This window comes from Saxibacter everestensis (genome assembly GCF_025787225.1).
GTDB classification, from domain to species: domain Bacteria; phylum Actinomycetota; class Actinomycetes; order Actinomycetales; family Brevibacteriaceae; genus Saxibacter; species Saxibacter everestensis.
In genome coordinates this window covers 3448642-3462342 of the sequence record NZ_CP090958.1, presented here as the reverse complement: position 1 = coordinate 3462342, position 13701 = coordinate 3448642, and the positions used below count along the sequence as shown (strand labels likewise).

Genomic DNA, 13701 nt, shown 5'->3' with positions numbered 1-13701 from the left:
GGCCGCGGACACCTCATTGTGCGTGCCCAAAACTTAACACGATATTCAGCTAATACCTATAGAACCAGATGTTTATTCTGAGGGCTGTTGCGAGGGCCCTGCACCAGCACATTGAACGGGGTGCCCAGGCAGGGAAGCAGGCTGCTTTCGGCCGGGTCGGAAACGATGCTGCCTGCCGGGCGTCTTGGATCGGTGGAAATGATCACCCGACCGGTCCGATTCAGCAGGGATGCCGGTGCGCCGAGCCGGAGGAAGATCGGCAAGAGTTCCAGTTCCAGTCGCTTCACGTAGATGTCGGCGCCGACAATGCCGGTCATCTCCCCGTCGACTTCGGTAGGCATGCTGAGGGTGAGGATGTAGTCGCAGGTGCAGAGATGGTCGACATACGGCCCGGTGACATGCCTGCGCCGGGTGGCTTCGGGCGCCGTGTACCACTCGAGGGAACGGAAATCGCCCAGATACTCGGCGTAGCCACGTGTTGACAGGTCGAGCCGGGTCGGCTCGGTTGTGCTTCCGAACAATGGATTCGACTCGAGAGGTCCGAGCCACCAGGAGAAGCGCAGGCCGGGACCGCTGTGGCTGGTGGGCGCGCCGATGAACCCGGCGCCAATCAGCAGCGATCCCGTCGAACCGAGCGTCGGCCCAACGAGTGGATAGACGACGCGGTCGAGCTGTCCGGGGTGCAGCACTGCGCCGGGGTGCAGGCCTGTGGTGGTTTCGATGGCGGAACGCCAAACCGTCAGCTGCGCGAAGACGCGTTCGAAGACTGAGGAAACTGCCGAAACGCAATCCTGCGGGCCCGGATGACGTTCGCTAGGCATCGTCCAGCGCCTCTCGTTCGGTTTGCGCCTTGGCATCCAGCAGCCATTCCGTCATGGACTGAATCTGCCGTCTGACCTGGGAGCGCGCTTCTTCCGGATCGTGATCGGCAATGGCGTCGACGATTCTGACATTGCTGCTGGCGGTCTGCTTCCGCATGCCGGCGTCGCCCATACAGAGCCAGAGCAGCGTCCCGAACTCGGCCTGCAGGCGGATGTTCTCCCGGACCAGCCGGGCAGATTGACTGAGCACCGCGAGCTCGAGGTAGAAGCCCCCGGCATTTCTGTGTCCGTTGGCGCCTGTGCCGAAATCGGCGGAGCGCAGCCAGTCCTTCAGCCGTTCCGTGTCCTGAACCGTGGATCGCTCGGCAGCGAGCTCAACGCTGCCGGCAACGATGGTTGCAAAGTAGGCGGTCAGGTCCGACAGCTCAACCTGCGAAACGTGAAGCAGGCGATCGTGCAGCACGGTATCGTCCGGAGTTTGCGTGGTTGTCACGAAGCTGCCGCCATCACGGCCACGGCGCGTCTCGACCAGCCCGGCGTCCCGGAGTACGCTCAGGCCTTCCCTGGCGGTGATCAGTGCGACGCCAAAGCGTCTGGCCAGCTCGGTCTCATTCGGCAGACGTTCACCGGGGGCGAAGAGGCCGAGCACGATTGCGTCGCTCAGCCGCTGGGCGACCTGTTCGGCCCGCCCGACATCGGCAAGCTGGGCGAAAACGGCTGCGCGGGCTCCGGGCGCCGGTCCGGTTCGGGGCGTCATGACTGCATCGTCCGGCTGAAGGACACGCTTCGGCCAGCTGCTTCCATGCGCCTCACCCTATCTGTCCGCAAGTCATTCCGAGAGCAACGTCCGCCGGGGAGCTCCAGCCGCCGGTGAGCCCTGGGCCGGAAGGGCTATTCGATTTCCTGATACCCCGCATAGCCAGATGGGGCGTTCAGTCCGACGCGGATCTGCACTAAATCTTAGGTAACGCAGATCACAGTGCTAGCAAGGAGTGCAAAATGACCGCAGCAAGCTTCCAGGTGAACGGCCGTACCTACACCGCTCCAGACGGTCCCGTGGTGGTTATCTGCATCGATGGCAGTGAGCCTGAATACCACGAAGCCGCTGTTGCGGCGGGTCGGATGCCGTGGCTGGCCAAGGTGCTGGACGGAACCGGGGCGTCGTGGGATGCGCACTGCGCAGTTCCGACCCTGACAAATCCGAACAATATGTCGATCGCCACCGGCCGGCCGCCCAGGGTGCACGGCATCAGCGGAAACTACTTTTTCGACCGGGACAGCGGCGAAGAGGTGCTGATGAACGATGCGAAGTTCCTGCGCGCCCCCACCATTTTCGCCGCGGCAGCGGATGCCGGCCTGAGCGTTGCCGTCGTGACGGCAAAGGACAAGCTGCGCCGGCTGCTCGGGGCCGGCCTTGTCGAAGTCGGTCTGAATGTCAAAGGTTCCGGCGAGCTGGTCGAGCCGGCGAACACCGGGATCTGCTTCTCGGCGGAGAAGGCGGACGAGGCAAAGCTGTCCGCAAACGGTATCGACAACGTACTGGATCTGGTCGGCCTACCGCTGCCGAGCGTCTACTCGGCGGAACTCAGCGAATTCGCGCTGGCGGCCGGGGTCAGGATTATGCAGGAACGGAAGCCCGACCTGATGTACTTGTCGCTTACCGACTACATCCAGCACAAGAACGCGCCGGGCACCGAAACTGCCAACGACTTCTACGCCATGATCGACTCCTACGCGCAGGCACTGGATGAGCTCGGCGCCGTCGTGGTGATCACTGCGGATCACGGCATGAGTGCCAAACATCATGACGATGGAACGCCCCGGGTGATCTACGTGGAGGACGAGGTCAACGCGGTGCTGGGCCTGGACGGCGAAAGCGGCAAAGGCGAAAACGGCGACGGTGCACGAGTCATCCTGCCAATCACCGATCCCTACACGGTTCACCACGGCGCGCTGGGGTCTTTTGCCAGCGTGTACCTACCCGAAGACAGCGACCGGGACTCCGTGCTTGAGCGACTCAGGAGCTTGCCCGGCGTGCACCGGGTCTTCACCGCGGAAGAGGGCGCCCCGCTGCTCGAGCTGCCGGATGACCGGGTCGGCGACATTCTCGTCCTCGCCGACAAGAACACTGCGCTGGGACGCTACGCGGCCTGGCACGATCTGAGCAACCTTGAAGTGCCGCTGCGTTCGCACGGAGGCCTGGGCGAACTGCGGATTCCGTTCATCATCAATCGGCGGCTGCCGGTTCCGGCAGAGACCGAAGCGACCTCAATCGGCGGCGAGAACGCCGCCGTGCACAACTACGACGCGTACTGGGTGGCCACGACTCACCTGGTGCGTTCAGCAATACCGAGCGAGGCTGCCGTCTAGCCGAACCGGCCTTAACTGAACCGTCCGTTCCATCGCAGCACCAGAAACAGCAGCACCAGAAACCGCACCATCAGAAGTCAGCACCAGGATCCTCATGCACCAGTCCAGCCGCCACCGGCGGAAGGATTCCTCAACCGGTCGACGTCCAACTTCCAGAGGTGTTCACGTGTTCGAACAGCAGAAAGCCCCGGATTCCATGGTCACAGCTGAGGCAACGAGCAGCTGCCGTACCAAACGGCAGGAGTTGCGGAAGTGGCAGTTCCGCATCTTCGCCCTCAGCTGGCTTGCCTATGCTGCCTTCTACTTCCCTCGGTCGGCCTTCTCAGCTGCCAAGGTGGGCATCCTGGACGAGGGCATCATCTCGCGGCAGTCCCTCGGCCTGCTGGACTCCGCCTACCTGGCGGCATACGCCCTGGGCCAGTTCGTCTGGGGAGCATGCGCGGAGCGGTGGGGAACCAGGGTTGTTGTCGCCGGAGGCATGATCATGGCGACGGTGGCCGCCTTCTTCATGGGCATCGGCACCGCGCTCTGGCTTTTCCTGCCGCTGATGATCGTGCAGGGTTTGAGCCAATCGACCGGGTGGGCGGCACTTAGCAAGAACATCGCGACGTTCTTTACCATCAAGGCGCGAGGCCGGGCGATGGGATTCTTCGCCACGAGTTACGCTTTCGGCGGTTTAGTCGGTGCGCCGTTCACCGGTTGGGTTGCCTATTCCATCTTCGACAGCTGGCGTTATGCCTTCATCTCTGGCGCAACGGTAATGGTTTTCGCCCTGGTGCTGTTTCTGATCTTCCAGCGCAACAGCCCGCAGGAGGTTGGGCTTCCCGGTATCGACGAGGATCCAGCGCTGCTGGAGGCAGACCATGTGCGGGTGGCTCAGAAGCCGATCCGCAGCACTGCTGCCCGGCCGAGAATGCAGCTGGGCGATCTACTCGCCGCGGCCCGGCATGACTCGATGGTGCTGCGGCTCGGCATCGTATACTTCCTGCTCAAGCCCGCCCGATACGCGGTGTTGTTGTGGGGACCGGTGCTCGTGATCGAGGCGATGCCCGGAATTGACGTCCTGACTGCGGTGTTCGTACCCATCTCGTTCGGAGTTGCCGGGGTTGTGGCGCCGGTAGCGTTTGGCTGGCTCTCCGACACCATCTTCAAGGGTCGGCGGGTGCCGCCCAGCGTGATCTCCCTGGCCGGCCTGGTAGTAGTGCTCTGCTTGTGGCAGCCGGTGACCGCTACCGGGTCGCTGCTGCTGATCGTCGTATTACTTGCAGCGATCGGACTGGCAGCCTACGGCGCCGACTCGATGGTCTCCGGCGTCGCGGCGGTCGACTTCGGCACGTCGAAGTATGCCGCCGGCGCGGCCGGCTTCATCAATGGCTGCGGATCTGTTGGCGCCATCCTCGGTGGTCTGCTTCCCGGGTTCTTCTCAGGCACCACCATCTTCTACACATTCGCTGCGACAGCGGCGGTGGCGGCGGTAATCCTGATCCCGAGTTGGAATCGCAGGCCGGTCAGCCAATGATGACGCCTGGCGGCTGCTAACTGTCCGAAATACTCCTGGAGGAACGAACCATGCCCACACAAAACTCTGATGTCGTCGTCGTTGGCGCCGGAATCGCCGGTCTGGCCCATGCTCTCGCGGCCAGCAAGGCAGGCCACAGTGTCACAGTCGTCGAACGGGATCAGCGTGCAGTCGGCGCCTCGGTTCGGAACTTCGGGCTGGTCTGGCCGATCGGCCAGTTCGTCGACGGCAATGCCGAGGATTACGACCGAGGATGCCGCAGTAAGCAGGTCTGGACACAGGTCGCCGCGGACACCGGAATGTGGTTCTCCGATCACGGGGCGCTGCACCTGGCGTACGCTCCGGACGAACTGGCGGTGCTCGACGAGTTCGTCGCCAGCACCCCGGAGGCCGCAGCCGACGGCGCGCGGATGCTGACCCCGGCCGAGATCGAGCAACTGAGCCCCTGGGTGAAAACCGCCGGGCTACTGGGCGGCATGCACTCCAGTACCGAAGTCAATGTCGACCCCCGCGTCGCCATCCCGACCGTGGCCAGGTGGCTCGAGCAGAAACATGGAGTGTCGTTCCTCTGGGGCACCGCAGTTCTCGGAATCGAGCTGCCCCGGATCCAAACCTCCCGCGGCGTCATCAACGCCGAGCGGGTAATAATCTGCAGCGGCAATGAGTTCCAGCAGCTCTACCCTGAAGCGTTCGAGGCCACCGCTATCCGTCGCTGCAAGCTGCAGATGATGCGCACCCAAGCGCAACCGGAGGGCTGGAACCTTGGTCCGGCACTGTGCGCCGGCCTGACACTGCTGCATTACGACAGCTTCAAGGCCCTGAGCAGCCTGCCTGCGCTGCGGGAGCGGCTCGACGCGGAGCTACCCTTTCATCGGGCGAACGGCATCCATGTGCTGGTATCCCAGACGGCCGGCGGACAGATCACGATCGGCGATTCGCATCACTACGACCTGACCCAGGATCCGTTCGAGACGCAGGACGTTTTCGACGCGATCCTGGACTACTTTGATACGTTCGTCTCCGTGCCACGCCGGGAGATTGCCGAAACCTGGCATGGCATCTACCCCTCGCTGCCGGACGGCAAACGCTACCTGTTGAGCGAACCCGAACCCGGCGTCAGCATCGTCAATGGCCTGGGCGGAGCCGGAATGACGATGTCGTTCGGCCTGGCACAGGACCACCTGGCCGGCAACCTCGCCGTGACGACCCCGCATGGGGAGCTGGCCGCCGCCCCTTCGCATTAAGCCCCTTCGAACCAAGCCTCTTCGCACCGAGCCACAGTCACGCCAGGCCGGATCAAGCCCGAGGCCGCCCAAGCTCCAGGAGAAAACAATGACCGAGATACTTTCCGATCATCTGCTCAATTACATCGACGGCGCCTGGAAGGCGTCCCAATCTGCCCGAGTGTTCCGCGATGTCAATCCTGCCGACGTGCACGACGTGATCGGTGAGTTCGCCGACTCGACCCGGGACGATGCAGTTGCGGCAGTGGAAGCGGCGGTGGCCGGTCAGCCCGGTTGGGATCGGATCGGGCCGGTGGCGCGTGGTGACGTGCTGTTCGACGTGGCGGAGGTGTTCGCGTCCCGGATCGAGGAGTTCGCAGTCGCGGTTAGCCGTGAGCAGGGCAAATCCCTGAACGAGGCCCGCGGCGAGGCGAAGCGGGCGCTCGATATCCTGCGTTTCACCGCGGGAGAGGGTCGTCGGCTGAACGGTTCGACGTTGCCGGCCGAACAGTCTCGGGTTATCGCAATGACTTGGCGGAAGCCGATCGGCGTCGTCGGCCTGATCACGCCGTGGAACTTTCCGCTGGCCATTCCGATGTGGAAGGTCGCGCCCGCGCTGCTTTCCGGTTGCGCTGCGGTGCTGAAACCGTCGCCGCTGACGCCGTGGACCTCTGCGCTTCTTGCTCAGGCGTTTATCGATGGCGGGGTCCCCGGTGGCGTGCTCAACCTGGTGCAGGGCGACCGCGAGGCGGGCGAGGCGATTGTGGCCCATCCGGAGGTGCGCGGCATCTCGTTTACCGGTTCGCTTCCGGTGGGCCTCGCCATCCAGCAGGCCGTGGCGCCCCGGCTGGCGCGAACCCAGCTGGAACTGGGCGGCAAGAATGCGGCGATTGTGCTCGCCGACGCCGATCTGGATCTTGCCGCGGACGCCATCGTGCACGGCGCCTTCGGTCAGGCCGGGCAGCGATGCAGCGCGACAAGTCGCGTCGTCGTCGACCGATCCGTCCGCGAGGACCTGATCGAGCGGCTGATCCAGCGTGCGGGTCAGCTCAGGGTGGGCCGGCCCGACGATGCCAGAACCGGGCTGGGCCCGGTGGTCAATCAGGAGCGACTGGATGCCTGCCTTCAAGCCATCGATCAGGCGGCTGCCGACGGCGGAAGGATCCGGGTGGGCGGACACCGGGTCCAGGATGGGCTGCCTGATGGCTACTACGTGGCGGCGACCGTCATTTCCGATGTCGCGGCGGACAGCGAATTGGCGCAGGAGGAGGTCTTCGGCCCGGTGCTTGCGGTTATCGATGCCGACGGATTTGACGATGCGATGCGGATCTCGAACTCGGTGAAGTACGGAATGTCGGGAACCATCTTCACCGAGAACCGGGCACACGTCTTCGATGCGCTGGATCGGTTCGAGGCCGGGATGCTGCACGTTAACCGGCCAGGGGTCGGGGCGTGGCCGCATATGCCGCATATGGGAGCGAAGCTATCCCAGTACGGAGCTCCGGAATGCTCACCGGAAGTGTGGGAGTTCTATCTGGAGTGGCGTTCCGCCTGCATTGCCTTCCCCGAGCAGTGAGCCGTCCGTGACATAGTTTCCTCATGGAATTGAGCATTCACCGACTGGGGATCTTCCTGGAGGTGATCCGGTCTGGCAGTATTTCGGCGGCGGCCAAGAAGCTGTACATGAGTCAGCCGTCGGTTTCCAACCAGGTGCGGGGGCTGGAAAGTTCGCTGAATGCCAACTTGCTCAACCGGTCGTCGTCGGGCGCCACGCCAACGGCGGCAGGAGAAATAGTCGCCGGGCACGCCCGCGAAATCTTCGAGCTTCTGGACAGGATCGAGGAGGAGGTGGGCACCGAGCAGGGGCTGAAGACCGGTCGCCTCGCGGTTGCCGGCACGACAACGATCGGCACCTACCTGCTGCCCAGGGCGTTCGCCATCTTCAGCGCAACGGCGCCGGGCATCCGGCCCGAGCTCCGGGTGGGCAATGAGGAAACCGTGGTGTCCTGGTTACTGAAAGGCGAAGTCGGCCTCGGGATTTTCGCCGGTGAGCCAGACGCCGAACATCTGGTCTCCACACCGGTTTTCGATGACTCCCTGATTCTGGTGGCGGCCCCGGCATCGCCGCTGGCCGATAGACGGCTGACGCCGCCGGATCTGCTGCGGGAAAGGTTCCTGATGCGGGAAATCGGCTCAGCGACCAGGCATCTCCAGGAGGACGCTCTCGCCCGGTGGAACCTGGACCACGTCGAATGCTGGACGATGTGGGGGCCGGACACGCTCAAGGAGTCCGTCCGAGCAGGCCTTGGTCTGGCCCTGATGTCAGAGCACGCCGCGCAACTTGAATTGAGCAACGGACTGCTGGCAAAGCTTGAGATAACGCCGGGGCCGCCCTCTCGGCCTGTCTCACTCGTACGCAAGGCGGATCGCGTGCTGTCCCCCGCGGAGAGCGCATTCGCCGAACTGATCAAGTCATTCGGCTCGTGGCCCGAGGAGGGCTAGCGAACTTCGATGCGCGCACCGTGCCCGCTTGAGCGACTGAGTCGTGAGTCGCGGGTCAGTAGTGGGCAATCGAGCGCTTCGGCCAGAGCGACGTACGCGGCATCGTAGGCAGAGACGTTGTCCCGGAGCTGGAATGCGCGACGTCGAAGCACGTCAGCGGCCGGCCAGCGCTGAATTAACAGGTCGTCGAAGTCGGTGAGAAAATCCTCCGCCCTGCTCGCGCTGAGGTGTCCGCCAAGGGTGAGTCCTCTTAGCGCGGAAACGACTTCGAAGTCGACCAGGCTCGGCGCGTGCAGGTCCCCGGTCGCGAGGCAGGCGCGTAATTCGTCGGTACCCGGTGCCGCCGTCAGGGCGTCGACGACTGCCGCACAGTCGACGACCATCATGTGCTGGCCCGTGGCAACTGGTCATCCCGTTCCGACCGGGCCGCATCAAGCACCTGAACCGCCGATACCGTTGCACGCTCTGTCCGGCGAGCGGCTCGCTCCAGCACTTCGCCGACTGTTGGCCGTGCGGCCTCCCGGGAGATGAGATCCAAGAGATAGGTGTTGAGAGACTCGCCGCGGCTGGCAGCATGCGCTTTCAGTGCCCGGCGGGTTTCGTCCGGGACATTCCTGATCTGCAAAAGTGAACCCATGCCATACAGTTTAGATCTTTTAGTATGCAAAGTGCTATGCATCAAAAGATGGGTGTGCGTAGCGATGTTGGTCATGTAGGCGATTCTGCCCGCTCGCACTGACAGTAGTGTTCGAGTGCCAAAAATGCAGAGGCCCTTTCCCAGCAACCAGCTGATGCGTACGGTGGTGAGCATGGCTGACCGGGACGTCCTGAATGAGCTGCTCGACCTTGAACTGATGTCCAGTGTCTATGTCCGCAACGGTGCGGGCTGGAACCTCGCGCTCTACCAGCAAACCCCGGTTCCGGATTGATACCTCTAGATTCCCGAAAGGATCCGAACATGACTGACTTTGTGACATCCGCCAGCGGCGCCCAGATCGCGTTCGACAGGCAGGCCACGGGGCGCCCTTCCACCAGGAAAGGCCAGCCATGACCGCGGTTACCTGCGATATCGCCATCTCGCTCGACGGATTCGTGGCGGGTCCCAACCAGAGCCTGGAGGCACCCCTCGGGGAAGGCGCAGAAGATCGCCTGCATCGGTGGATGTTTGAACAACCCGAAGGCAACGAGGCGGAACTGAAAGCGATAACCTCGGCGGGCGCCTACATCATGGGACGCAATATGTTCAGCCCAGGTCGTGGTGAATGGGATCAGGGCTGGCGAGGCTGGTGGGGAGATGACCCGCCGTACCATGCGCCGGTTTTCGTCCTCACGCATCATGCTCGGGACCCCCTGCCGATGCAGGGAGGGACTACATTCAACTTCATCACTGACGGTATTGATTCGGCGCTGCAGAAGGCCCGGGACGCCGCCGACGGCAAGGACGTGGCGATCGCCGGAGGGGCCGCGACGATTAATCAGTTCCTCGCTGCGGGGCTGATCGACGAATTGAGATTGCACCTCGCCCCGGTCACGCTCGGCGCCGGCGAACGGCTGTTCGAGGGGATAGGCAGTACCGACTACGAGCAAATTACGGCGCGCCAGACCGACATTGTTACGCACTTGACGTACCGGCCCGTTCGCTAGCCTCGACCGCAGAACGGACGCTGTTGCCGGCGAGTGCCGAGGGAAGCCAGCATGCGCTGATCGCGCGGATGCTCCGGCCTTCGACGTCCCTCGGAATCAATCCGGTCCCTTGGAATCAATCCGGCTGTCGCCGGGGTTATGCAGGCGTTGAACTAGAAGCAATCGTCCAAAGGAGTCAGATGATGAAGGCCGTTACCTACCACCGCTACGGAAACCCCGACGTGCTTGGCGTCACCGATGTCGACGAACCAAAGCTCGGTCCCGATTCTGTCAAAGTCGCGGTACGGGCGGCGTCGATCAATCCGGTGGACTGGAAAGTCATGGCGGGCAACTTGGATGGTGTCATCGATGTGTTCTTTCCGGTGATTCCTGCCTGGGACGTGGCCGGAGTCGTTGAGCAGCCGGGACCTGCCGTCACTGAGTTCGCGATCGGCGATGAAGTGATTGGCTATGTACGCAAGGACTATGTTCAGGGTGGCACCCTGGCCGAGAAGGTAGCGGCGCCGGTGCGCACCCTGGCCCGGAAGCCGCGCAATCTCTCCTGGGAGCAGGCCGCCGCTTTGCCCCTGGCCGGTTTGACCGCCTATCAGGTTCTGGTCCACGCCCTCAAGGTCGCCGAGGGAGACACCGTTCTGATCCACGCCGCCGCCGGGGGCGTGGGCTCACTCGCCGTGCAGATCGCCGCGACACGGGGAGCCCGGGTCATCGGCACTGCCTCAGCAGCGAACCACGAGTTCCTGCGCTCCCTCGGTGCCGAACCTGTCGAGTACGGTGCGGACCTCGTCGACAACGTCCGCGGCAAAGCGCCGGTGGGTGTCGACGCCATTTTCGATCTGATCGGCGGCGATACGCTCTCACTCACGCCCAGACTGCTCGCCGATGGCGGACGGGTCGCGTCGATTGCCGACCCGCAGGTGAAGCAGTACGGCGGCAACTATGTCTTCGTCCGGCCAGATGCTTCGGACCTGACCGCGCTCACAGAGCTGGTGGAGGCAGGAGATCTGCGGATCGAGGTGGCCGAATCCTTCCCGCTGAGCGAGGCTGCGGCCGCCTATCGCAAGAGCATGGAAGGTCATACCCGCGGAAAGATTGCCATCACGGTGAGTGAGTAAAGCGCTGACTCAGACGTCGTAGACGTCGGGAATGCCGTTATCGTCGGCGTCGATGCGTTCCTTCTCTTCGACCCGACGGTAGTGGCGATTCCTGATCCGTAACACGACGGTTGCAAGCAGCGCGGCCAGCAGCGAACCGGACAGAATGGCCACCTTGGCGTGGTCATCAAGCGGGGTGCCATGGCCGAAACCGAGCTCGCTGATCAGCAATGAGACGGTGAACCCGACGCCGGCCAGCATAGCGACGCCCAGCACGTCTATCCATGACAGGTCCGGATCGAGCCGGGCCTTGGTTGAGGTGGTGACTATCCAGGTGGCGAGGAGTATGCCCACCGGTTTTCCGACGACTAGAGCGACGATGATTCCGATCGAGATCGGGTCCCTGAGGGCGCTGATGAATCCGGCCGAACCGCCGATCGCAACGCCGGCCGAGAAGAAGGCGAAGATCGGTACTGCGATGCCTGCGGATATCGGCCGGAACCGGTGCTCGAATATTTCAGCGAGGCCGGGACCGGCATTCGGGCCGCCGCCCTTTTTGCTGCGCAGGACCGGGATGGCGAAGCCGAGCAGAACTCCGGCAACCGTGGCATGAATGCCTGAGGTGTGTACGAGAGCCCAGACCACGACGCCGATCGGCAGCAGGACTATCCACGCGGCGGCCGGATGCGTGCCGAAGAAGTGCGCGCATCTTTGCGCGAGGAAAGCGTACAGCGCCAGCGGAATCAAGGCCAAAAGCAATGGAGTGACCTGGATGTCGCTCGAGTAGAAGACAGCGATGATGGCTATCGCGAGCAGGTCGTCAACAACCGCAAGGGTGAGCAGGAAGATCCGCAAAGCGCTTGGCAGGTGTGATCCGATTACCGCAAGCACCGCTACCGCGAATGCGATATCGGTGGCGGTGGGGACGGCCCAGCCGCGCAGAGCTTCCGATCCGCTACCGAGGTTGATTACGGTGTAGATCGCCGCGGGAACGATGACGCCACCCACGGCTGCCGCTACCGGAACTATTGCGCGGTTGAACATGCGTAAATCGCCGGCAACGAACTCGCGTTTCAGCTCCAGGCCGGCGAGGAAGAAGAAGATCGCCAGCAGTCCATCGGCCGCCCAGGTGCCGAGGCTGAGTTTCAGGTGCCATGGCTCAAAACCGACGGCAAAGTCTCTGAGCGAGAAATAGACTTCCGACGCTGGAGAATTCGCACACACGAGAGCAAGCACCGTGGCGGCAAGTAACAGGGCGCCGCCGACGGTTTCCTTACGCAGAATCGCCGTCAGTCGGAGGTATTCCGGGTAGCTGCCCCGACGGAAGACTTGGGTGAGGGCCGCGGCCGGCGGTCCAGCGGGTAGATCGGGCATAAAGAGTCCTTGTTGCGTAGACAGACGTTATCGAATGCCGACCAGACTTCCCGGCTCACCAGTTACGACGATACAGGTTCGGCGGTGGTCTGGGCCATCCGACTCGTGCCGCAGGGTGCGATCACCAACGTCGCCGGCTGTGCCGAAACCTGACGCTTTCCTTGACCGGCGCACCCCGAGCGACGAGCATGGGAACCAGCAGTCGAGGCTGTGGCGCCAACCGGAGCCAGCAGCACGATTTGTGTCGGAGGAGGAACCGCAGATGTCTTTTCCACCCGCAGAACCGCAGCCCGGGCCATTCCCTGGTCCCGATCCGGTCCCAAATCCGGGTCCTGCTCCAACACCGCCGGGACCCGGTCCGACCCCGCCCGAACCCAGCCCTGGCTCACCGGAGCCGGGCCCAGCCCCGACCCCGCCCGAGCCCAGCCCTGGTCCACCGGCGCCGGGAGGTGTCCCGCCTGAGCCCAGCCCGGGGCCGGGGCCATCCCCAGGTGAGCCGGAACCACAGCCGGTGCAGCCGCCGCCGATGTAACTGAATCAATGCCGGTGTCGCGATAGCGCATGCGATGGCCGCGGTGAATTGGCTGGCGAGCCGTTCCGCCATCCGATGCCGTGAGTTCGGCACGCCGATCGTGCTCTCTCATCGCCTATAGCCCCGGCGCTAGATTTCCGGATACGGCACAATCGGTGTGCCAGGTGCGCGGCGCCGTCGATGAGGATGTGAGAATCTTCAAGGCAGTGAACCGGCAGATACCGGGATAGTCCATTCAAGATCGGCAGGTGCCTCAAGTGATTTTCATAGTCGTCAGGTTCAAGACGAAGCCAGACTGGTCTGAGCGTTGGCTGGACCTGGTCCACGACTTCACCGAAGCCACCAGAGACGAACCCGGCAACCTGTGGTTCGACTGGTCGAGGAGTATCGACGACCCGAGTGAGTTCGTTCTGGTCGAGGCGTTCCGGGATGATGCTGCCGAGGCACACGTGAACAGTGCGCACTTCCAGACGGCGATGCGCGAGATGCTCCCGGCGCTCGCCGAGACTCCTCGGATCATCAACACCACGGTCGATGGCGATAGCTGGTCCCGGATGGGTGAACTCAGCGTCGACTGAGCGCCCGCAGTCCGGTCGCGGATTCGAAAGAGCCGATGTCGACTAGA

The 13701-nt window shown here is 63.5% G+C and carries 15 protein-coding genes; 9 read left to right on the top strand and 6 right to left on the bottom strand.

Going from position 1 to position 13701, the window contains the following annotated elements:
• Positions 1-56: 56 nt before the first annotated feature.
• Together LWF01_RS16350 and LWF01_RS16345 are read right to left on the bottom strand one after the other, a co-directional pair.
• On the bottom strand, positions 57-821 hold the full coding sequence (locus LWF01_RS16350; RefSeq protein ID WP_349638431.1) for a cache domain-containing protein: 765 nt from the start codon (positions 819-821) through the stop codon (positions 57-59).
• Positions 814-1578 carry a FadR/GntR family transcriptional regulator gene (locus LWF01_RS16345; RefSeq protein ID WP_349638430.1) on the bottom strand — a complete coding sequence of 255 codons (765 nt, stop codon included), beginning with the start codon at positions 1576-1578 and terminating at the stop codon, positions 814-816. Before LWF01_RS16345 ends, LWF01_RS16350 begins: the two co-directional genes overlap by 8 nt.
• Before the next feature lie 242 nt (positions 1579-1820).
• Between LWF01_RS16345 and phnA the strand changes: the two genes are divergently transcribed.
• The 5 genes from phnA (at position 1821) to LWF01_RS16320 (ending at position 8435) form a co-directional block, all read left to right on the top strand.
• Positions 1821-3191, top strand: coding sequence for a phosphonoacetate hydrolase (phnA, locus tag LWF01_RS16340; protein ID WP_349638429.1), 1371 nt, complete (start codon positions 1821-1823; stop codon positions 3189-3191).
• A gap of 166 nt (positions 3192-3357) precedes the next feature.
• The gene (locus tag LWF01_RS16335; protein ID WP_349638428.1) at positions 3358-4710 is read left to right on the top strand and encodes an MFS transporter; all 1353 of its coding nucleotides are present in this window, start codon (positions 3358-3360) and stop codon (positions 4708-4710) included.
• 50 nt (positions 4711-4760) lie between these two features.
• On the top strand, positions 4761-5954 hold the full coding sequence (locus LWF01_RS16330; RefSeq protein WP_349638427.1) for a TIGR03364 family FAD-dependent oxidoreductase: 1194 nt from the start codon (positions 4761-4763) through the stop codon (positions 5952-5954).
• An 88-nt stretch (positions 5955-6042) separates the two neighbouring features.
• Positions 6043-7509, top strand: coding sequence for an aldehyde dehydrogenase family protein (locus LWF01_RS16325; protein WP_349638426.1), 1467 nt, complete (start codon positions 6043-6045; stop codon positions 7507-7509).
• 23 nt (positions 7510-7532) lie between these two features.
• Complete coding sequence (locus tag LWF01_RS16320; protein ID WP_349638425.1) at positions 7533-8435, top strand: LysR family transcriptional regulator; 903 nt, start codon at positions 7533-7535, stop codon at positions 8433-8435.
• Here LWF01_RS16320 and LWF01_RS16315 read toward each other — a convergent pair.
• Positions 8432-8821 (bottom strand): type II toxin-antitoxin system VapC family toxin, encoded by a 390-nt coding sequence (locus LWF01_RS16315; RefSeq protein WP_349638424.1) that lies wholly within the window; start codon positions 8819-8821, stop codon positions 8432-8434. The two genes, LWF01_RS16320 and LWF01_RS16315, sit on opposite strands and share 4 nt — an antisense overlap.
• Positions 8818-9072, bottom strand: a complete 255-nt coding sequence (locus tag LWF01_RS16310; protein WP_349638423.1) for a FitA-like ribbon-helix-helix domain-containing protein — start codon at positions 9070-9072, stop codon at positions 8818-8820. The genes LWF01_RS16315 and LWF01_RS16310 overlap by 4 nt, the downstream gene beginning before the upstream one ends.
• A 124-nt stretch (positions 9073-9196) precedes the next feature.
• On the opposite strand from LWF01_RS16310, the gene LWF01_RS16305 reads away from it, so the two are divergent.
• From LWF01_RS16305 to LWF01_RS16295, 3 genes are all read left to right on the top strand, one after another.
• Positions 9197-9364: a hypothetical protein gene (locus LWF01_RS16305; protein WP_349638422.1), complete on the top strand. Its 168-nt coding sequence runs from the start codon at positions 9197-9199 to the stop codon at positions 9362-9364.
• Positions 9365-9482: 118 nt separating this feature from the next.
• Positions 9483-10079, top strand: coding sequence for a dihydrofolate reductase family protein (locus LWF01_RS16300; protein WP_349638421.1), 597 nt, complete (start codon positions 9483-9485; stop codon positions 10077-10079).
• 182 nt (positions 10080-10261) lie between these two features.
• On the top strand, positions 10262-11191 hold the full coding sequence (locus LWF01_RS16295) for an NADP-dependent oxidoreductase (protein ID WP_349640948.1): 930 nt from the start codon (positions 10262-10264) through the stop codon (positions 11189-11191).
• 9 nt (positions 11192-11200) lie between these two features.
• Here the strand turns inward: LWF01_RS16295 and nhaA are convergent, their stop codons facing one another.
• Complete coding sequence (nhaA, locus tag LWF01_RS16290) at positions 11201-12544, bottom strand: Na+/H+ antiporter NhaA (RefSeq protein ID WP_349638420.1); 1344 nt, start codon at positions 12542-12544, stop codon at positions 11201-11203.
• Between the two features lie 62 nt (positions 12545-12606).
• Complete coding sequence (locus LWF01_RS16285) at positions 12607-13188, bottom strand: hypothetical protein (protein ID WP_349638419.1); 582 nt, start codon at positions 13186-13188, stop codon at positions 12607-12609.
• Between the two features lie 145 nt (positions 13189-13333).
• Between LWF01_RS16285 and LWF01_RS16280 the strand changes: the two genes are divergently transcribed.
• On the top strand, positions 13334-13654 hold the full coding sequence (locus LWF01_RS16280) for a putative quinol monooxygenase (RefSeq protein WP_349638418.1): 321 nt from the start codon (positions 13334-13336) through the stop codon (positions 13652-13654).
• The last annotated feature ends 47 nt before the right edge of the window (positions 13655-13701 follow it).